This is a genomic window from Streptomyces sodiiphilus, assembly GCF_039529215.1.
GTDB lineage: Bacteria > Actinomycetota > Actinomycetes > Streptomycetales > Streptomycetaceae > Streptomyces > Streptomyces sodiiphilus.
Map to the genome: position 1 here is coordinate 552,917 of NZ_BAAAMJ010000010.1, position 19,412 is coordinate 572,328.

At 72.0% G+C, this 19,412-nt stretch carries 16 protein-coding genes; 2 read left to right on the forward strand and 14 right to left on the reverse strand.

Annotated elements, in window-relative coordinates:
- Positions 1-120: 120 nt before the first annotated feature.
- Positions 121-1,317 (reverse strand): helix-turn-helix domain-containing protein, encoded by a 1,197-nt coding sequence (locus tag ABD299_RS07625; RefSeq protein WP_344259753.1) that lies wholly within the window; start codon positions 1,315-1,317, stop codon positions 121-123.
- A 141-nt stretch (positions 1,318-1,458) separates the two neighbouring features.
- On the opposite strand from ABD299_RS07625, the gene ABD299_RS07630 reads away from it, so the two are divergent.
- Positions 1,459-1,806, forward strand: a complete 348-nt coding sequence (locus tag ABD299_RS07630; protein ID WP_344259754.1) for a DUF6415 family natural product biosynthesis protein — start codon at positions 1,459-1,461, stop codon at positions 1,804-1,806.
- Between the two features lie 8 nt (positions 1,807-1,814).
- Positions 1,815-2,453, forward strand: coding sequence for a DUF6415 family natural product biosynthesis protein (locus tag ABD299_RS07635; protein WP_344259755.1), 639 nt, complete (start codon positions 1,815-1,817; stop codon positions 2,451-2,453).
- A gap of 65 nt (positions 2,454-2,518) precedes the next feature.
- Here the strand turns inward: ABD299_RS07635 and mgtE are convergent, their stop codons facing one another.
- The 13 genes from mgtE to ABD299_RS07700 all read right to left on the reverse strand — a co-directional run bounded on the left by mgtE (position 2,519) and on the right by ABD299_RS07700 (position 19,388).
- Entirely contained in the window at positions 2,519-3,844 is a 1,326-nt protein-coding gene (mgtE, locus tag ABD299_RS07640; protein ID WP_344259756.1) for a magnesium transporter, read from the reverse strand.
- Between the two features lie 291 nt (positions 3,845-4,135).
- Positions 4,136-5,428: a thymidine phosphorylase gene (locus ABD299_RS07645; protein ID WP_344259757.1), complete on the reverse strand. Its 1,293-nt coding sequence runs from the start codon at positions 5,426-5,428 to the stop codon at positions 4,136-4,138.
- 46 nt (positions 5,429-5,474) lie between these two features.
- On the reverse strand, positions 5,475-5,891 hold the full coding sequence (locus ABD299_RS07650; RefSeq protein ID WP_344259758.1) for a cytidine deaminase: 417 nt from the start codon (positions 5,889-5,891) through the stop codon (positions 5,475-5,477).
- On the reverse strand, positions 5,888-7,186 hold the full coding sequence (locus tag ABD299_RS07655) for an ABC transporter permease (protein ID WP_425581271.1): 1,299 nt from the start codon (positions 7,184-7,186) through the stop codon (positions 5,888-5,890). The genes ABD299_RS07650 and ABD299_RS07655 overlap by 4 nt, the downstream gene beginning before the upstream one ends.
- Positions 7,183-8,301: an ABC transporter permease gene (locus ABD299_RS07660; protein ID WP_344259759.1), complete on the reverse strand. Its 1,119-nt coding sequence runs from the start codon at positions 8,299-8,301 to the stop codon at positions 7,183-7,185. Before ABD299_RS07660 ends, ABD299_RS07655 begins: the two co-directional genes overlap by 4 nt.
- Positions 8,298-9,905, reverse strand: a complete 1,608-nt coding sequence (locus tag ABD299_RS07665; protein WP_344259823.1) for an ABC transporter ATP-binding protein — start codon at positions 9,903-9,905, stop codon at positions 8,298-8,300. The genes ABD299_RS07660 and ABD299_RS07665 overlap by 4 nt, the downstream gene beginning before the upstream one ends.
- 212 nt (positions 9,906-10,117) lie before the next feature.
- Entirely contained in the window at positions 10,118-11,155 is a 1,038-nt protein-coding gene (locus ABD299_RS07670) for a BMP family lipoprotein (RefSeq protein WP_344259760.1), read from the reverse strand.
- A gap of 227 nt (positions 11,156-11,382) precedes the next feature.
- On the reverse strand, positions 11,383-12,600 hold the full coding sequence (locus ABD299_RS07675) for a M20 family metallopeptidase (protein WP_425581279.1): 1,218 nt from the start codon (positions 12,598-12,600) through the stop codon (positions 11,383-11,385).
- 297 nt (positions 12,601-12,897) lie between these two features.
- Complete coding sequence (locus tag ABD299_RS07680; protein ID WP_344259761.1) at positions 12,898-13,944, reverse strand: hypothetical protein; 1,047 nt, start codon at positions 13,942-13,944, stop codon at positions 12,898-12,900.
- Positions 13,945-13,985: 41 nt separating this feature from the next.
- Positions 13,986-14,927, reverse strand: a complete 942-nt coding sequence (locus ABD299_RS07685) for an N-acetylneuraminate synthase family protein (RefSeq protein ID WP_344259762.1) — start codon at positions 14,925-14,927, stop codon at positions 13,986-13,988.
- Positions 14,924-16,174, reverse strand: coding sequence for a cytidylyltransferase domain-containing protein (locus ABD299_RS07690; RefSeq protein WP_344259763.1), 1,251 nt, complete (start codon positions 16,172-16,174; stop codon positions 14,924-14,926). Before ABD299_RS07690 ends, ABD299_RS07685 begins: the two co-directional genes overlap by 4 nt.
- Entirely contained in the window at positions 16,171-17,544 is a 1,374-nt protein-coding gene (locus tag ABD299_RS07695) for a DUF6716 putative glycosyltransferase (RefSeq protein WP_344259764.1), read from the reverse strand. The genes ABD299_RS07690 and ABD299_RS07695 overlap by 4 nt, the downstream gene beginning before the upstream one ends.
- Positions 17,545-17,804: 260 nt before the next feature.
- Complete coding sequence (locus ABD299_RS07700) at positions 17,805-19,388, reverse strand: acyl-CoA mutase large subunit family protein (RefSeq protein WP_344259765.1); 1,584 nt, start codon at positions 19,386-19,388, stop codon at positions 17,805-17,807.
- Positions 19,389-19,412: the final 24 nt, after the last annotated feature.

Genomic DNA, 19,412 nt, shown 5'->3' on the forward strand with positions numbered 1-19,412 from the left:
CCGACCTGCATCGATGGACCCCCGACAAGCACGTGGCCGTCCCTATCGCGCAACGGGACGTGGAGAGCCCTGAACGACTCCGACGGGCGGGAGCCGTGGGCCGGGGCGGACTCTGACTTCTCAGGCCCGTGGCAATCCCGCCCACTTGGCGAGTCCTGCCAGTTCGGGGCGGGAGCGGCGGTGCAGGGAGACCAGCACGCGCAGCACCTCTCGGGACATGGGATGGATCCGGGCCATCTGGGGCGCTACTTCCCGTGCTCGCAGCAGCGACTCCAGCGACGCGTCCCGATTGCCGTCGGCGAGGTGGGCGCGGGCTGTGTCGATGTGCAGGTGACCCAGTCGCGTCGGCTGCAGACCGGGCAGCCTCGCGTCGGCGAGCCCGGCAGCCATGGCCACCGCTTTCCGGGGACGGTCCAGTTCGACGTGGACGGCGAGTTCGTGCAGCAGAACATTGCCCGGCCCGAACGTGAGGTTGTGACGGTAGTGGTCACCTTTGCCCGGCATGCGTTCGGCGAGCCGACGGGCGTGGGAGAGGTGGTGGTCGACAGTACCGGCGTCGCGCGCCCGGCCGGCGAGTGCGACCGCCCGCAGGTGGAGCGAACCGACGGCGACCAGCGCGTCCACATCGTCCAGATCACGGGCGGCGACGCCGGCCAGCGCCCGGTCGGTGACCGCCAGCCCTTCCAGGTAATCCCCTGCCGACTGGAAGCAGCCCGATTCGCTCCAGGCAGCCCCCAGCAGGGCGACCGGCGTCGAATGCCGGCTGGCCGCCCACTCCTGACGGGCGGCGATCAGGTCGGCGAGATCCGGGTATCCGAGCCGGTGCGCGATGGTCCACGCACAGGCGTAGGCGTCGACCAGCATCTGCCACGCCTCTGGTTCCCCGCTGTCGTGCGCGTGTGCCACCGCGCGTGACAGCAGGTCGGGCAGAATGCGCAGCAGATCGCTGTACCGGGTCTCGGAGCGCAGCCGGGAGGCATGAGCGATGTCGGCGGGCAGTTGCCGTTCCCGCACGTCGCTCACGCTCGGGTGACGGTGTCGGCGCACGGCCGACCGTAGCGCGGTGATGAGCTCGGAATCCGGGGCCTCCGCGTACGGCTGCCCGTAGACCTCGGACACGTGCACACCCAGCGCATTGGCGATCGCGGCGGCTACTGCGGGCCGGCATGCCCGGTCACCGATCTCGATCTTGGACAGCAGGGAGAGCGAGATCCTGGCCCGGGTGGCCAGGGCTCTCTGCGACAGGTCACGGGTCTTCCGCAGGAGAGCGATGTTCTCGCCCACAGCGGACGGGGCAACGGCGTCGACAGCGTGCATACCGAAAGTCTTCCCCACCTCACGGACCGTCAGCCCTCGCGCGCCCCCTGCGAAGGGCCGCTGTGCAACATCTGTGCACACTTCCCCTTTCTCTCAGTAGTTGTCTGATGACGACAGGCAACGAAGGCTGTGGAGGACACCATGGAGACCCCGTCGGACAACGCGCTCGCGGACGACTTCGACCACGAGGCCCTGCGCAGGGCCGTGCGGCATTCCCGCAGGCTCTACACCGGACAAGTGCGGTCGAAGGAGGTCGCCTCGGTCACCGAGGAGCTGGGACGGCATCTGGACACCTTGCTGACGGCATGCACCACGGCAGCAGGCGACTTGCCCCCTGCCGAACGGCGGACCATGAGCCAGGCGTCGGCCCACGCTCGCCAACTCCTTACCGACGGCCCGCCACCGGGAGCCATGTCCTCGGTGGTCCACATGCAGTTGCTCGCCGATGCCGCATCCGCCCTCGCCGCGTCTCTTCGGGCAGCCCGGTGAAGGGGCGGGTGGCCGGGGTGGCGCGGGGCGGGGTGGACCTGGGGCGGGTGCAGACGGTGTGCGGCCGGGTACTGGGGCCGGGGGCTCCGGGCGGCGTGCTGGCCGACAGCGGACGGGTGCTGGCGGTGACGGTGGAGCTGCGGGCGCTGCTGATCGAGCTGTGCGACGCCGTGGCGGAGCTGGCGCGGCAGGGGCCGGCCGGCATGCGGGAGCGGGAGTACGGCGAGCGGGTGGCGCGGGAGGCGAGGTGGCACCTGGAGTCCGATCCGTACGCTGAGGGTTCGCTGCTCATCCGTGCCGAGCACGCCCGCCGGCTGGCACGGACCTGCCGGAGGCTGGCCGTCACCTGCCGCGTGCTGCGGGAACTGGCCGCGCGGCGCTGGTGGGTGGAGATCACCGGGCCGGTCCTGGGCCTGTGGCACGCCGGGCCCGCGCCGGGGTGGAACGCGGCGCACTGCGCGCGGCTGGAGGTCCGCAGGCACCGGGCGGAGCTGCTGAACAAGGGCTACTCGCCGACGCAGCTGGGGCTGCGGCTCGGGCACGTCACCGTCTGGCGTCTGCTGCCCGCCGCGCCGCTCCGGCGTCCCGGCGGGCCGCCTGCCCTGCACACGGCGGCCGGGACGCTGGGAGCCTGGCCCCGGACGTGACCCTGCCGGTGGCCGGGCCGGGCCGGACCGGGTCGGGGCGGGACGGAACCCAGGCGCGCGGGTCGTCAGATGCCGAGGACGATCTTGGCGGTGCTGAAGTAGATGATCAGGCCGGTGGCGTCGACGAGGGTGGTGACCATCGGGGCGGAGACCACGGCCGGGTCGATGCGCAGCTTCTTGGCCAGCAGCGGCATGGTGCCGCCGATGGTGGAGGCCCAGCCGCAGATGACGACCAGGGTGATGCCGACGACCGCGGCGATCTTCCAGCCGACGAACAGGGCGCCGACCCCGAGGCCGACCACGGCGAGCATGCAGCCCAGCAGCAGACCGGTGCGGCATTCCCGCCAGATCACCCGCAGCAGGTCCGAGGTACGCACCTCGCCGACGGCCAGCGCACGGACCGCCGCCGTGGCGGCCTGGGCACCGGCGTTTCCGCCCGCGCCGATGAGCAGCGGGATGAACAGCGCCAACTGGGTGACGGTCTCCAGCTCGCCCTCGAACGCCTGGGTGACGGTGACGGTGAGGGTGGCGGCGAGCAGCAGCAGCGTCAGCCAGACCGCGCGGGCGCGGGAGAGCTGGAAGACGCTGGCCGACATGTAGTGCCGCTCCAGCGGCTCGGCACCGGACTGCCGGGCGACGTCCTCGGTGTCGGCGGCCTCGATGACCTCGACCGCGTCGTCGATGGTGAGCAGACCGACCAGCCGGTCCTCGCTGTCGACCACCGGCAGGGCGATGACGTTGGTCTCCCGCATCAGGCGGGCGGCCTGCTCGGCGGGGTCGGTGGCGCGGGCGTGCGGGGTCTCGGTGTCGACCAGGTCGGCCAGCAGCGCGTCGGGGTCGCTGAGGACGAGGTCCCGCAGCTCGACGACGCCCAGCAGGCGGCGGCCGACGTCCACCACCGGCAGGGTGTAGATGGTCTCTGCCTGGCCGCCCCGGCGCCGCACCGTCTCCAGCGCCTGATGGACGGTCAGCTCCTTGTGCAGGGCGACCGTCTCGGGCGTCATGTAGCGGCCCAGGGACCCCTCGGGGTAGCCCAGCAGGGCGGCGGTCATCTGCCGCTCGTGCGGGCTCAGGCCGGCCAGCACCCGCTTGGCGACCTTGGCCGGGGCCTCCTTGAGCATCCTGGCCCGGTCGTCGGGGTCCATCGCCTCGACCAGGTCGCGGAAGGTCTGGTCGCGCAGCCCCTGCAGGATCTGCTGCTGGTCGACGGGGTCGAGCTCCTCGAAGACCTCGATGGCGCGGTCCTTGTCGAGCAGCCGGAAGGCCACGACCGAGTTGACCTCGTCCATTCGGGCGATCTCGTCGGCGATGGCGTAGGGCGGCTGGGTCTCCAGCCACTCCAGGGCGCCGGCGAGGTCGTGGTCATCGAGCAGGACGGGCAGGTAGGACATGGCGGGGTGCTCCCACGAAGCGGTGGCGGTCGGTCGAGAACCGGTGTCCGCGCACACGCCGACCGCGCCGGGAGCAGTCTCCTACCCGGGCCCGGCGGCGCTGCGCGAGGGATGACTGGGAGGCTCGCTGCGCATCACAGCACCACCTCCTGAATCCTCGCGTCCGCCGAAACCGCCTCTCAGGCTACATGCCATGAGAAACCATCCTGTCGGAAATTCCGGCATTACGGACGGTGGATAGTCCTTCCGGCCGGAACTTCTCCCCACCGTGGCCCGTACGGCGGGTGAACCTCAGTCGACGCGTTCGAGCACGACGGAGGGTCGCGCCGGGGACACGGACCGCGGCCCCTCGGCGGGGGTGACCGCCACCGCGTCGTCCGCCAGGGCCGCGAGGGCGTCCTCGAAACGCTCGGGCGTGTCGGTGTGCAGGGTCAGCAGCGGCGCGCCGGCCGTGACCGTGTCGCCGGGCCTCGCGTGCAGTTCGATCCCGGCCCCGGCCTGGACCGGGTCCTCCTTGCGGGCCCGGCCCGCGCCCAGCCGCCAGGCGGCGACGCCGACGGCGTAGGCGTCCAGGGCGGTCAGCACGCCGGAGGCGGGGGCGGTGAGGGTGTGCTGCTCGCGGGCCACCGGCAGCGGGGCGTCCGGGTCACCGCCCTGGGCGGTGATCATGCGGCGCCAGTGGTCCATCGCCGAGCCGTCGGCCAGCGCGCGGGCCGGGTCCGCGTCGGGCAGCCCGGCGGCGTCCAGCATCTCCCGGGCCAGGGCGAGGGTGAGCTCGACGACGTCGGCGGGCCCGCCGCCGGCCAGCACCTCGACCGACTCGCGGACCTCCAGGGCGTTGCCCGCGGCCAGTCCGAGCGGGACGGACATGTCGGTGAGCAGCGCCACCGTCCGCACGCCGTGGTCCTTCCCCAGGCCGACCATGGTGCGGGCCAGTTCCCGGGCGTCGTCCAGGTTCTTCATGAAGGCACCGGAGCCCACCTTGACGTCGAGCACCAGGGCGCCGGTGCCCTCGGCGATCTTCTTGCTCATGATGGAACTGGCGATCAGCGGGATCGACTCCACGGTCCCGGTCACGTCGCGCAGCGCGTAGAGCTTGCGGTCCGCCGGGGCCAGGCCGTCACCGGCCGCGCAGATCACCGCACCGGCCTCGCGCAGCACGTCCAGCATCTCCTCGGTGGACAGCCGGGCCCGCCAGCCGGGCACCGACTCCAGCTTGTCCAGGGTGCCGCCGGTGTGGCCCAGGCCACGGCCGGACAGCTGCGGGACGGCGGCTCCGCAGGCGGCGACCAGCGGTGCCAGCGGCAGCGTGATCTTGTCGCCGACACCGCCGGTGGAGTGCTTGTCGGTGGTGGGCCGGTCCAGGGAGGAGAAGTCCATCCGGTCCCCGGAGGCGATCATGGCCGCCGTCCACCGGGCGATCTCCGCCCGGTCCATCCCGTTGAGCAGGATGGCCATGGCCAGCGCGGACATCTGCTCGTCGGCTACCGTGCCGCGGGTGTACGCGTCGACGACCCAGTCGATCTGAGCGGGGGTGAGGGCCCCGCCGTCGCGCTTGGTCCGGATGATGCTGATGGCGTCCATGGGGTCCTTCGTCTGGCTGGTTCCGGTGCCGGATGCGGGTGCGGGGCTAGCGGCCCCCGGCGGGGCCGGCGTCGCGCAGGTGGGCGGGGCCGAACGCCTGGGGCAGCATGCGCTCCATGCGGACGATGCCCTCGGGGGTGTCGACCAGCAGGTCCGGGCCGCCGTGCTCCCACAGCAGCTGCCGGCAGCGGCCGCACGGGGTGATGGTGCGGCCGTCGCCGTCGCAGCAGGTGAAGTGGGTGAGCCGGCCGCCGCCGGTGGCGTGCAGCGCGGAGACCAGGCCGCACTCGGCGCACAGCCCTATCCCGTAGGAGGCGTTCTCCACGTTGCAGCCGGTCACCGTGCGGCCGTCGCCGGCCACCCGGGCGGCGGCGCCCACCGGGTAGTGCGAGTAGGGGGCGTAGGCCCGGGACGCGGCGTCCCGGGCCGCGGCCCGCAGGGCGGGCCAGATCGCTTCGGTCACGTTCCCTGACCCCGGCGATAGGGCTTGCCGATGGCCTTCGGTACCCGCAATCGCTGGGTGAACAGCGTCAGGACCAGCAGCGTGGTGATGTACGGGCTGGCGGTGACCAGCTCGGTCGGCATGTCCTCCGTGTAGCGGAACCAGAGCCAGAAGCCCACCGCGAGACCGCCGGTCACCGCGGCCGCGACCCAGCGCATGCGCCACCACTGCCAGAGCGCCACGCACGCCAGGGCCAGCGCGAAGAAGAGCAGCAGGGCGTGCACGGTGGCGCCGCCGCCGCGGTTCTGCAGGGCGTCCATGAAGCCGAAGAGCCCCGCACCCATGGCCACACCGCCCGGGCGCCAGTTGCCGAAGATCATGGTCGCCAGACCGAGGTAGCCACGGCCGCCGGTCTGCCCGTCCTGGTACATCCGGATGATGTTGGCCAGATAGGCGCCGCCGAGCCCGGCGAAGGCCCCGGAGACGGCCAGGGCCGCGTACTTGTAGAGGTAGACGTTGACACCCAGCGACTCGGTGGCGACCGGGTTCTCCCCGCAGGACCGCAGCCGCAGGCCGAAGGAGGTGCGCCACAGCACGACGTAGGTGACCACGAACAACATGATCGCGAAGAGGGTCAGCCAGGACACGTCGGCCACACCGGCCCGCAGGATGCCGGCCGCGTCGGAGAAGAAGAACCAGCCCTTGGCATGGACGCTCTCAAGCCAGTCGGACAGGTACGGCACCGTGTAGACAGGGATCCGTCCCTCCATCCGGGGCGACTGTTTGTCGTTGCCGCCGGAGGCCGCCGCCTCGCTGCCCTCCGCGCCGAACCACAGCTTGGCGAGGAACTGCACCACGCCCAGCGCGAGGATGTTCACGGCCACACCCGAGACGATGTGGTCCACCCCGAAGGTGACGGTCGCTATGGCGTGCACCAGACCGCCGAGCATGCCGCCGATGATCCCGGCGAGCACCGCCGCCCAGGGCCCGTACTGCCAGCCGATCCAGCCGGCGGAGAACAGGCCGAGCATCATCATGCCTTCGAGGCCGATGTTGATCACACCGGCCCGCTCGGCCCACAGACCGCCGAGGCCGGCGAGGCCGATGGGCACCGCGAAGGTCATCGCGCTGGACCACTGGCCGGTGTTGGTGAGGCTGACCTCCCCGGTCACGGCCCGCACCACCGACAGCAGCAGCAGTCCGCCGGCGATGATCAGCAGGATGCCGGGGTAGCCCAGCTTGGGGCGGCGCCCGTTCTCCACCGGGCCGCGGGCCTTCACCCGCTGGGCGAGCGTGGTGGACAGTTCGGTGGTCACGCGGACACCTCCGCCGAGTCGTTCTTGCGGGCCTGGGCGGCGAGCTGCTCGCCGACCACCCGCTGCTGGCGTTTGAGGCCCCAGCGGCGGACGAGTTCGTAGGCGATGACCACGGACAGGACGATGACGCCCTGCATCACGCCGATGATCTCCTGGGCGTAGCCCTCGAACTCGAGCTGGTTGCCGGTGCGCTCCAGGAAGCCCCACAGCAGCGCGGCGAAGGCCATGCCGATGGGGTGGTTGCGGCCGAGCAGCGCGATCGCGATGCCGATGAAGCCGATGCCCTCGGGGAAGTCGTTGCCGTAGTTGCCCGAGACGTTGAGCAGCGTGGGCATGCCCACCAGGCCGGCGACCGCGCCGGACAGCAGCATCGCGCTGATCACGGTCCGCTTGACGCTGACACCGCTGGCCTGGGCGGCGGACTCGGACTGCCCGACGGCCCGCAGGTCGTAGCCGAAGCGGGTGCGGTTGAGCAGGAACCAGTAGCCGATGCCGACCGCCGCGGCGATGATGATGGTGCCGTGGATGGGCTGCACCTGGGTCGGGATCTCGAAGAACCAGGCCTGCTCGGGGAGGCGCTCGGTGTGCCGGATGTTGTCGGTGCGCTGCGCCAGCCGGCCTTCCTTGAGGAAGTAGCCGATGAGCGCGCCGGCGATGGCGTTCAGCATGATCGTGGTGATCACCTCGCTGACGCCCCGGGTGGCCTTGAGGTAGCCGGCGATCCCGGACCACAGGGCACCCACGACGACGGCGACCAGCAGGATCACCGGGATCTGGATGATGCCGGGGAGGGTGAGCGCGCCGCCGACGACGGCGGCGAAGAAGGCCGCCACCCGGTACTGCCCGTCCACACCGATGTTGAACAGGTTCATCCGGAAGCCGATGGCGACGGCCACCGCGGACAGGTAGTACGGGATCGCCTTGTTGATGATCCAGACCTGGCTGTCGCTCTTGGAGCCGAAGTCGATCATCACGCCGAAGGCGTAGAGCGGATTCTGGTCGGTGATCAGCATGATCACCGAGGTGATGGCGAAGGCCGTGGCCAGGGCGAGGGCCGGGGCGGCGAGGCCCAGGACCAGCTTCTCCCTGTCGAACCTGCGCAGCAGACCGTTCACCGGTCCTCCCCCTTCTCCAGCCGCGGGCCGTTGTCGTCCCCGCCGTCCGGGCCGCTCAGCCGGCCGGTGACGGCGCCGGTCATGGCGGTGCCGAGTTCCTCGGGCGTCACGGTGGCCGGATCGGCCTCGGCGACCAGCCGCCCCCGGTACATCACCCGCAGGGTGTCGGACAGGCCGATCAGCTCGTCGAGGTCGGCGGAGATCAGCAGCACCGCCAGCCCCTCGCGGCGGGCGTGGCGGATCTGGTCCCAGATCTGTGCCTGCGCGCCGACGTCCACGCCGCGGGTGGGGTGGGCGGCGATCAGGACCTTGGGATGGTGGCTCATCTCCCGGCCGACGATCAGCTTCTGCTGGTTGCCGCCGGACAGGCTGGCCGCGGTGACCTCGATGCCCGGGGTGCGCACGTCGTACTCCTCGACGATGCGCCGGGTGTCCTCGCGGGCACTGCTCAGGGTCAGCAGCGGGCCGCGGCTGTTGGGGGTCTCGGTGACGTGGCCCAGCATGCGGTTCTCCCACAGCGGGGCGTTCAGCAGCAGCCCGTGGCGGTGCCGGTCCTCGGGAATGTAGGCGATGCCGGCCTCCCGGCGGCGCCGGGTGGGCTCGTGCGAGACGTCCTGGCCGTCCAGCGTGATGGTGCCGCCGTCCGGGGTGCGGATGCCCATGATGGTCTCGACGAGCTCCGCCTGGCCGTTGCCCTCCACGCCGGCTATGCCCAGCACCTCACCGCGGTGGATGGTGAAGCCGATGTCGGCCAGCACCTCGCGCAGCAGCCCGTCGGCGTCCCGGCCGGACAGGTGGAGCCCCCGCACGCCGAGCATCGGCTCGTCGGTGACGGTGGACTCGCGGGTCTCGGGGGTGGGAAGTTCGCTGCCGACCATCAGCTCGGCCAGCTGCCGGGCGCTGGTCTGCGCCGGCACCACGGAGGCCACGGTGGTGCCGCGCCGGATGACGGTGATGTCGTCGGCGACGGACAGCACCTCGCCCAGCTTGTGGGAGATGAAGATGACGGTCAGGCCCTCGGCCTTGAGCTCCCGCAGATTACGGAAGAGCGCCTCGACTTCCTGCGGCACCAGGACGGCGGTCGGCTCGTCCAGGATCAGGGTGCGGGCACCCCGGTAGAGCACCTTCAGGATCTCCACCCGCTGCCGGTCGGCGACCCCGATCTCCTCCACCAGCAGGTCGGGCTGCACGTTCAGCCCGTAGGACTCGGAGATCTCCTTGATCCGGGCGCGGGCCGCGGAGCCGATGCCGTGCAGCTTCTCGGCGCCCAGGACGATGTTCTCCAGGACGGTGAGGTTGTCGGCGAGCATGAAGTGCTGGTGCACCATGCCGATGCCGCGCGCGATGGCGTCGGCCGGGGAGCCGAAGGAGACCTGCTCGCCCTCCACGGTGATGGTTCCCTCGTCCGGCTTCTGCATGCCGTAGAGGATCTTCATCAGGGTGGACTTGCCGGCGCCGTTCTCCCCGACCAGGGCGTGCACGGAGCCCCGCCGGACGGTGATGTCGATGTCGTGGTTGGCCACCACACCGGGGAAGCGTTTGGTGATGCCGCGCAGTTCGACGGCGGGGGTCCCGTCGTTCGCGGGGCTGCTGGGGGATGCGATGACGCACTCTCCTCGGGGGAAGGAGCGGGGCCGCTGGGACAGGCGGACGATATCGCGCCGCCCCGGACGCTACGCGCGTAGCGCCGGAAGGAGGGTACGGCCCCCCGTTTTCTGGTGGTCCTCACGGACCGGGCCGGCCGCCCGCCGCCCTGCCGCCCTGTGGCAGGGCGGCAGGGGGCCGCGGCCGGGTCGTGGCACCCGGCCTCAGCCGGTCACGGGGTCTCGCGGACCTCGATCTCGCCGTCGGCGATCTTCTGCCGCGCCTCGTCGATCTGCTCCATGATGTCGTCGATGAACCCGCCGGAGGTGGACAGCGAGACGCCGTCCTCCGCCAGGGTGTAGACCTTGGGGCCGCTCAGCGGCTCGCCGTCCTGGACGCTCTTGATGAGGTCGAAGACCGCGACGTCCACACCCTTCATCACGGAGGTCAGGATCACGTCCTGGTACTCCTCCAGGCCGGGCTGCTCGTACTGGTCGGAGTCCACACCGATCGCCCAGGCGCCGCCGTGCTCGCTGATCTCCTCGATCGAGCCCACACCGGACAGGCCGGCGGCGGTGTAGATGACGTCGATGTCGCGCTCCAGCATGCCCTGGGCCTTGTCCTTGGCCCCGGCCTGGTCGTTGAAGCCGCTGTCGTTGTCGGCCAGGTACTCGGAGACCACCTCGATGTCCGGGTCGGTGTCCTTGGCGCCCTGCTCGAAGCCGGCCTGGAACTTCTGGATCAGGGCGGTGTCCAGCGCGCCGATGAAGCCGACCTTGCCGGTCTCGCTCTTCAGGGCGGCGGCGACACCGGCGAGGTAGGAGCCCTCGTGCTCGGCGAAAGTGGCGCCGTAGATGTTGTCGCCCTCGGGGGCGGCGTCGATGACCCCGAAGGTGGTGTCGGGGAACTCCTTGGCGACCTTCTCGATCGACGGGCCGTAGAGGAAACCGACACCGATGACCGGGTTGTAGCCCTGCTGGGCGAGCGCGGTCAGCCGCTGCTCGCGGTCGGCCTCGGTCTCCTCGTTGCGGGCGGTCATGAACTTCGCCTCGACGCCGAGTTCTTCCTCGGCGCGGTCGGCACCACGGGCGGCGGCCTCGTTGAACGAGGCGTCGTCCCGGCCGCCGACATCGAAGGCGATACCGACGCCCTTGTCCCCGCCGTCACCGGAAGAGCTGGACTCGGTGGAGCTCTCGCCACAGGCGGTGGCGGTCAGAGCGAGGGTCACCGTGGCGGCGACCGCGGCTGCGAACGTGGATACGCGGCGCAAGAGGGCGTTCCCTTCCATCGAAAGCGCCTCCGACGGCGCTGGCTCCGCCGATCGTAACGCGCGTAGAACCGGCCAGAACGCCGACTCCGGGGCTGTTATCAGATCGTCGTGAACGCCATCCCTCCACAAGGGGTGCGCCCGTCACCGGCCGTTTCGTCCGGCCACCGGACCGTGTCCGGCAGATCGCGGGAGGGGCCCGATCCGGCCATCCCCGGCGCGCGGGGGCGTCAGCGGTCGCCGGTGCTCAGGAAGGCAGCGGCCGTGAGCAGTTCCACACCGACGGCGATGGCGCTCTCGTCCACGTCGAAGTCGCCCTGATGGATGTCGCGGGAGACGGTGGAGCCGGGGGTGCGGACACCCAGCCGGGCCATCGCACCGGGCACATGCTCCAGGTACCAGGAGAAGTCCTCGCCGCCCAGGCTCTGCTGGGTCTCCTCCACCGTGCCCGCGCCGAACCGGGTGGTCATCGCCGCCTCCAGCAGCGCCGTCGAGTCGGCCTCGTTGACCACCGGCGGCACACCGCGGATGTAGCGGACCTCGGACTTCGCCCGGTGCGTCGCCGCCACCTCGTCGATCGCGGCGTGCACCAGATCCGGCGCCTCGCGCCACGCCTCCAGCTCCAGGCAGCGGACGGTGCCGGACAGCTCGGCGCACTGCGGAATGACATTGGGGGCGTGGCCGGTCTCCAGCCTTCCCCAGGTCACCGCGAGCCCCGCGCGGGTGTCGACCCGGCGGGCCAGCAGCGCCGGGACCTCGATGGCGACCCGGGCCGCGGCGGTGACCAGGTCGGTGGTCAGGTGCGGGCGGGCGGTGTGACCGCCGGGCCCGGCCAGCGCCACTTCGAGCCGGTCGCAGGCCGAGGTGATCGCACCGGTGCGCAGCCCGATCCGCCCGGCGTCCACCTTGGGGTCGCAGTGCAGGGCGAGGATACGGCCGACGCCGTCGAGCACACCGCACTCGATCGCGTCCTGCGCGCCGCCGGGCAGCACCTCCTCGGCGGGCTGGAACAGCAGCCGGACCGGCCGCTCCAGCCGGCCCTCGCGGGCCAGCGCGGCCAGCACCAGGCCCGCTCCGAGCACCACCGTGGCGTGCACGTCGTGGCCGCAGGCGTGGGCGCGGCCGGGGACGGTGGAGCGGTACGGGACGGTCTTGGTGTCCGGGATGGGCAGGGCGTCGATGTCGGCGCGCAGGGCCAGGGCCGGGCCGCCGGCCGAACCGGGGATGTCGCACACCAGGCCGGTGCCGGCCTCGAGCACCCGCGGGGCGAGCCCCGCCCGCTCCAGCCGCTCCTTGATCACCGCGGTGGTGCGGATCTCCTGGTTCCCCAGCTCGGGGTGCATGTGGAGGTCGCGGCGGAAGGCGATGAGCTCGCCTCGCAGCTCCTGCGGGAGCGTCCCGGGCAGCGCTTCGTTGCCGAGGGCGGCGGCCGCGCCGATCGCGCCGATCTCGCTGACCGCCGGGCCGGCGGTGGGTTCCGGTGACAGCAGGTGACTCACGGGAGGAGACTAACCCTCCGCAACGGCCAACAGGCCATCGGAGTGGAAAGTTCATCCTGGAGGATGACAAAGAAAGCAGCCGCGCGACGCATACGGCGGAGCCGGGTGGGGTATGACTGCTTCTTCACCCTTACGAGGTTACCGCCACCCTTCCGGTCATGCTGTGGGACCAGTCACAACCACGGTGTCCGATTCGCCCGATGTTCACCGGCGTTCGTCCTTGTCACCCGTCCGCGGCGGGCGGATTCACGGCGGAGCGGGCAGCGAGGCCAGCCGCTGCGCACCGCGGGCCGTACCGGCCACCGCCGAGAGGAACCCGCCCGCCCTCGGCGACGCCCGCTCCGTGAACCACGCCTCGGAGACATCACACACCGCGACGTCGACGGCCGTGCCGGCCAGCACCCGGGGCAGGGTGTGGACCACCGTGGACGGAAAGCTGAGCAGCCGGGCCCCGATCGGACCGCGGCGGGCCACCAGTTCCAGCGGCAGGTCGGGGCGGACGATCTCCACCCCGGCCTCGGACGCCACCCTGCGCAGCTTCTCCCCGCTCTCCCTGCGGTGCGCGAAGTAGCGCGCCACCCCGTGTGTGCGGGCCAGCCAGGACACCGCGGCCAGGTAGTCGTCCTCCCGGACCACGCCGGTCTCCACCAGGGAGGTGCCCACCAGATCGGCGCCGCGCGCTATTCTCGGCGGCCCGAAACGGGCGCGGGTCCAGGCGAAGGTGTTCTCCGTGACCGTCACCCCCGGCGGTGCCTCGACCGGCATCGCGCTGAACACCTCCACGCCCCGCCCCGCCGCCGGGGTCATCCGGCGCACCGCCCGCCGGGCGACAGGCGCGAAGAGCGCCGCCCGCGCCCCGCGGGACGCGGGCCGGTGCCAGCGCACCAGCCGTTCGCCCCGGGCGAGCTGCACGATGAACTCCATGGTGGCCGTCCCGTCGTCCACCACCGTGATGTCGCGCGGCGGCGACACCGACAGCAGCAGCTGGAGGTACCGGGAGAACGGGTCGCCGATGACCAGGCGCTCCGCCCGGCGTACCGGGCCGGCGAGCGCGGCCAGCGCGCGCGACGGGGTGACGGCCCCGCCGCGCGCCTCCCGCCACAGCACCCGGACGCCCTCGTCCCCGGCGAGCTGCGCCATCCGGCGAAGCTGGCCGCGGGTCGTGGGATCGTGCGGCGGCAGCACGATCACGGTGACCTCCCCCGCGTCGGCCACGTGCGCCCATTCCAGGATGTTGAGGAGCTGGACCGGGCTCTCGGCGAACGCGAGTGTCCGGCCTTCCGGGTGACTCATGGCAGGCTCCGTCCGTGGGTGTCGGCCGTCGGGGCCGGGGCTCAGACCGCGGCGGGCGCGGGAGCGGCGGCCTGCTCCCGCTCGGCCACGGCCCCCTTGACCCGGCGCAGCTTCTTCATCGGGGCGAGCTCACTGTCGTAGACCCGCTTCACGCCGTCGCCCAGGGACTCCTCGATGGTCCGGATGTCCCGCACCAGCCGCTGCAGGCCCTGCGGCTCGACGGAGGCGGCCTGGTCCGAACCCCACATCGCGCGGTCCAGGGTGATGTGCCGCTCCACGAAGACCGCGCCCAGCGCGACGGCGGCCAGCGTCGTCTGCAGGCCGGTCTCGTGCCCGGAGTAGCCGATCGGCACGTTCGGGTACTCGCTCTGCAGGGTGTGGATCATCCGCAGGTTGAGTTCCTCGGCCTTGGCCGGGTAGGTGCTGGTGGCGTGGCAGAGCAGGATGTTCTCGCTGCCCAGCACCTCGACGGCGTGCCGGATCTGCTGCGGGGTGGACATCCCGGTGGACAGGATCACCGTGCGGCCGGTGGCCCGCAGCTCCCGCAGCAGTTCGTCGTCGGTGAGCGAGGCGGAGGCCACCTTGTGGGCGGGCACCTCGAACTTCTCCAGGAAGGCGACGGCCTCGGTGTCCCACGGCGAGGCGAACCAGTCGATGCCGCGCTTGCGGCAGTAGGCGTCGATGGCCCGGTAGCCGTCCTCGTCGAACTCGACCCGGTGCCGGTAGTCGATGTAGGTCATCCGGCCCCAGGGGGTGTCGCGTTCGATGTCCCACTGGTCGCGGGGGGTGCAGATCTCCGGCGTGCGCTTCTGGAACTTCACCGCGTCGCAGCCGGCGTCGGCGGCGGCGTCGATGAGGGCGAAGGCGTTCTCCAGATCACCGTTGTGGTTGATGCCGATCTCACCGGTGATGTAGACCGGGCGGCCGGGACCCGCGGTGCGGTCGCCGAGCGTACGAAGGCGGGAGCTGGTCGAACCAGTCATGAGGCAGTCAGTTCCTTTCCGAGGATCCACGAGGCGATCTCGCGGATCGCGCCGGCTCCGCCGGGGGCGGAGGTGACGGCACGGGCGGCGGCACGGACGACGTCGTGGGCACCGGCGACCGCGACCGGCCAGCCGGCCAGGCCGAAACAGGGCAGGTCGTTGACGTCGTTGCCGGCGTAGAGCACGCGCTCCGGCGCGATTCCTTGCTCCTCGCACCACTGCTTGAGTGCGAGGTCCTTCCGGTCGATGCCGTGCAGCACCGGGACGCGCAGCTTGCGCGCCCGTGCGGCCACGACCGGGTTCTGTTCCGTGGACAGGATCAGCACCGGCAGCCCGGCGCGGCGCAGCGCGGCGATGCCCAGGCCGTCGCCGCGGTGCACGGCGACCGTCTCCCGTCCGTCGGAGTCGATCAGCACCCGGTCGTCGGTCTGGGTGCCGTCGAAGTCCAGTACCACCGCGTCGATATCGGCGCGGCCGGGCAGCCGGCAGGCCGGCGGGGCGCCGGTGGCGGGCCCGGCGGTGTCCAGCAGCGGGGCCAGGGCACGGGCCCGGGCCAGGTCGTGCGGGTCGTCGATCTCCAGCACCCGGGCCGGGTCGGTGCGCACCAGTTCGGTGCGGCCGAAGAACCGGTGCCGCTCGGCGCGGAAGCCGTCGGCCCGCATGGCGTAGGCGGCGCCGGTCTCCAGCAGGTCCTGCGGCCGGTCCTGGCGCCGCGGACGGTACGCCTTGTCGTGGTTGACGCCGTGGCCGCCGGTGCCGGCCGCCTCCCGCCACAGGAAGCCGTGGAAGGGGGCGACGGTCAGCGCGCTGTCGGCGCCGTCCAGCACCGCCGCGGCGACCCCGTCGATCTCCTCGGCGGTGAGAAAAGGGCTGGTGCACTGGACGAGCAGCACCACGTCCGCGTCGCGGCCTCGGTGCGCCCGGTGCACGTCCATGGCGTGCAGCACGGCGGACTCGCTGCTCGCGGTGTCCCCGGAGATGCCGGCCGGCCGCTCGGCGACCCGGGCGCCGGCCGAGTGCGCGGCGGCGGCGATGTCCGGGTCGTCGGTGGAGACCAGCACGGCGGTGGGCAGGCGGGCGGCCCGGCACGCGCGGACGGCCCGGGCCACCAGCGGGGCGTCGCCCACCGGCGCCAGGTTCTTGCCGGGCACGCCCTTGGAGCCCCCGCGGGCCGGGATGACGGCCAGCACGTCTGTCACGGTTGTCTCGCCTCGCTCGGTGCGGATGAAGGGTGCGGGGGTGCTCACAGCTGCCCCCACCTGCGGATCAGCGGTGCCACTCGCTGCACTCCGGCCCGGTACAGGCCGCGGGCCGCGCGGCGGACCAGCCGCCGGGCCGCGGCACCCGCCCTGCCGGTGCGGCCGGTGCCGGAACGTTCCGGGAGCGGGTCGCCCTTGGTGTCCAGGCCGTGCCGGGCGAGTACGCCGGGCAGGTAGCCGGGCGCGGTACGCGGCGAGTAGTAGGGGGCCGGGGCCGGCAGACCGGAGGTCCGGGAGCGCTCCACGAGCCCGGCGAGCCGGCGGCGGGCCTCGGCCCAGGAGCCGTCCGCACCGGCGCCCAGTCCCTGGGCCGCCAGCCATCCGGTGTCGGGCACCGGCAGCTCGCCGCTGTCCAGCCGGTCCCAGGAGGTGACGCACCCGGAGCCGGCGAAGTAGTGGTTGCCCAGCGCCTCGCGGACGCCCAGGTCGCTGAGCACGGCGGTGGGGATGCCCCGGTGCAGCGCCTCCAGGGCGGCGGTGGAGCTGACGGTGACCAGCAGGTCGGTGCCGTCCAGCAGCTCGCCCATGTTGCCGTAGGCGAGGCGGAAGTTGGCCGGGCGCTCGCCGCCCGCGCGGTCCAGCAGGCGCTGGTAGGGCAGTTCCTCGACGTGGGTGGTGTGCTCGCCGGGCCTGCTGCGGAGCTTGAGCACCACCTCGCGGTCCGGGTGCCGCCGGGCGTGTGCCATGGCGCGTTCCAGCAGGTGGACACGGTCCGCCCGGGAGGCCGGCACCGAGGGCTGGACGGCGAAGACCACGCGGTAGGGCCGCTCGCCGCGTGCGACGGCGCCCGGATCGTGGGGAGCGCCCTCCAGGAAGGGCAGGGCGCAGGTGGTGACGGCCGAGTCGTCGGCGCCGACGCCGCGGTACAGGGCGCGGAACCGTTCCGCGTCGTACGGGCTGTTGGCCAGGATGATGTCCGCGCCGTGCCGCAGCAGCAGACCGTCGGCCAGCTTCTCGTAGACGACGCCGACGTAGCCGGTGACGACGACCGGCCTGCGGGGGGCCGCTGCCCAGGTCCGCGCCAGGCCGTGCAGCATCGCCTGGATGGTGCCGCCCACACAGGCCAGCACGAGAACGTCGAAGGGGGGACGGGTGCCGTCGGGGTCCGCCGCGGTGCCGGGGGCGGTCCCGCTCATCGCCGCGAGGAAGTCGCGGACGGTGACCTCCCGCAGTTCGTCGGCGCCGGCTCCCGTCTCGGCCAGCTGCCGCGCGGTGGGGGTGGCCCTGCCCCGGAGCAGGAATCCGTGGAGGGCCGTGTCCGGGGATATCCGGCGCGCGGTGAGCGCGCCCCATTTCCACCGGGTGTCGGAATCCGCCAGCACGGCTGTGCGCAAGGGCGGAACGAATGGTTCAGGCACACCGGCGAAGGTAGGCAGGCACGCCGAGGGGAGAGACAACGTGATGCCAACAAACCGTGAACTCCACCGCACCGGAAAACCAACTGACCTGATCAAGAAACCAGTTCATTTCCCGGTCAGCCGCCATTCACCTTTCGCACAGCCGGAGTGACGCGGCGGGTCACCTTCCGGGGAACGAAAAAGGCGGCCCGGGCGGGGCCCGGGCCGCTTCTCGTCTCCTTCCGTTCCCGCCGCGGTGACGCGGCGGGGAGCCGGTGGGGTCAGAACGTTTCGGAGGGGACGTACGCCCCCCACACCTCGCGCAGCAGGTTGCACACCTCGCCGACGGTGGCGCGCGCCCGCAGCGCCTCCTTCATGGGGTAGAGCACGTTCTCGGTGTCGCCCGAGGCCGCGGTCCGCAGGGCCTCCAGCGCCGCGTCGACCGCGGCCTGGTCACGGGAGGCGCGCAGCTTCGCCAGCCGCTCGGCCTGCTGCGCCTCGATGGCCGGGTCCACCCGCAGCGGCTCGTAGGGCTCCTCCTCATCGAGCTGGTAGCGGTTGACACCGACCACCACGCGCTCACCGGCGTCGGTCTCCTGCGCGATCCGGTAGGCGCTGCGCTCGATCTCGGTCTTCTGGAAGCCCTGCTCGATGGCCTCGACGGCACCGCCGCGCTCCTCGACCTGCCGCATGAGGTCCAGTGCGGCGGCCTCCACCGCGTCGGTCATCGACTCCACCACGTAGGAGCCTGCGAACGGGTCGACGGTGGCGGTCACATCGGTCTCGTAGGCCAGCACCTGCTGGGTGCGCAGCGCCAGCCGCGCGGACTTGTCGGTGGGCAGCGCGATGGCCTCGTCGTAGGAGTTGGTGTGCAGCGACTGGGTGCCGCCGAGCACCGCGCCCAGGCCCTGGACCGCCACCCGCACCAGGTTGACCTCGGGCTGCTGGGCGGTCAGCTGCACCCCGGCGGTCTGGGTGTGGAAGCGCAGCATCAGGGACTTGGGGTTGCGGGCCCCGAACTCCTCGCGCATCACCTTTGCCCAGATGCGGCGGGCCGCCCGGAACTTGGCGACCTCCTCCAGGATGGTGGTGCGGGAGACGAAGAAGAACGACAGCCGGGGCGCGAAGTCGTCGACGTCCATCCCGGCGGCCACGGCCGTCCGCACGTACTCGATGCCGTCGGCGAGGGTGAACGCGATCTCCTGCGCGGGTGTCGCCCCGGCCTCCGCCATGTGGTAGCCGGAGATCGAGATGGTGTTCCACTTCGGGATCTCGGCCTTGCAGTACTTGAAGATGTCGGCGATCAGGCGCAGCGACGGCTTGGGCGGGAAGATGTAGGTGCCGCGGGCGATGTATTCCTTGAGAACGTCGTTCTGGATGGTGCCGGTCAGCTTGCCGGCCTCTATTCCCTGCTCCTCGGCGGCGAGCTGGTAGAGCAGCAGCAGGAGCGCGGCCGGGGCGTTGATCGTCATCGAGGTGGAGACCTTGTCCAGCGGGATGCCGTCGAAGAGCACCCGCATGTCCTCGATGGAGTCGATGGCCACGCCGACCTTGCCGACCTCGCCGTGCGCGATCGGCGCGTCCGAGTCGTGGCCCATCTGGGTGGGCAGGTCGAAGGCGACCGACAGTCCCATGGTGCCGTTGGCGATGAGCTGCTTGTACCGGGCGTTGGACTCCGCCGCCGTGCCGAATCCGGCGTACTGCCGCATCGTCCACGGGCGGCCCGTGTACATCGTGGGATACACGCCCCGGGTGTACGGATAGCCGCCCGGCTCACCCAGCTTGCCGGCCGGGTCCCAGCCCTTCAGGTCCTCGGGCCCGTACACGGGCTCGATCGGCAACCCAGACTCCGACTCACGTGCCATGTTGTCAGCCTCCCGCTCGTCACG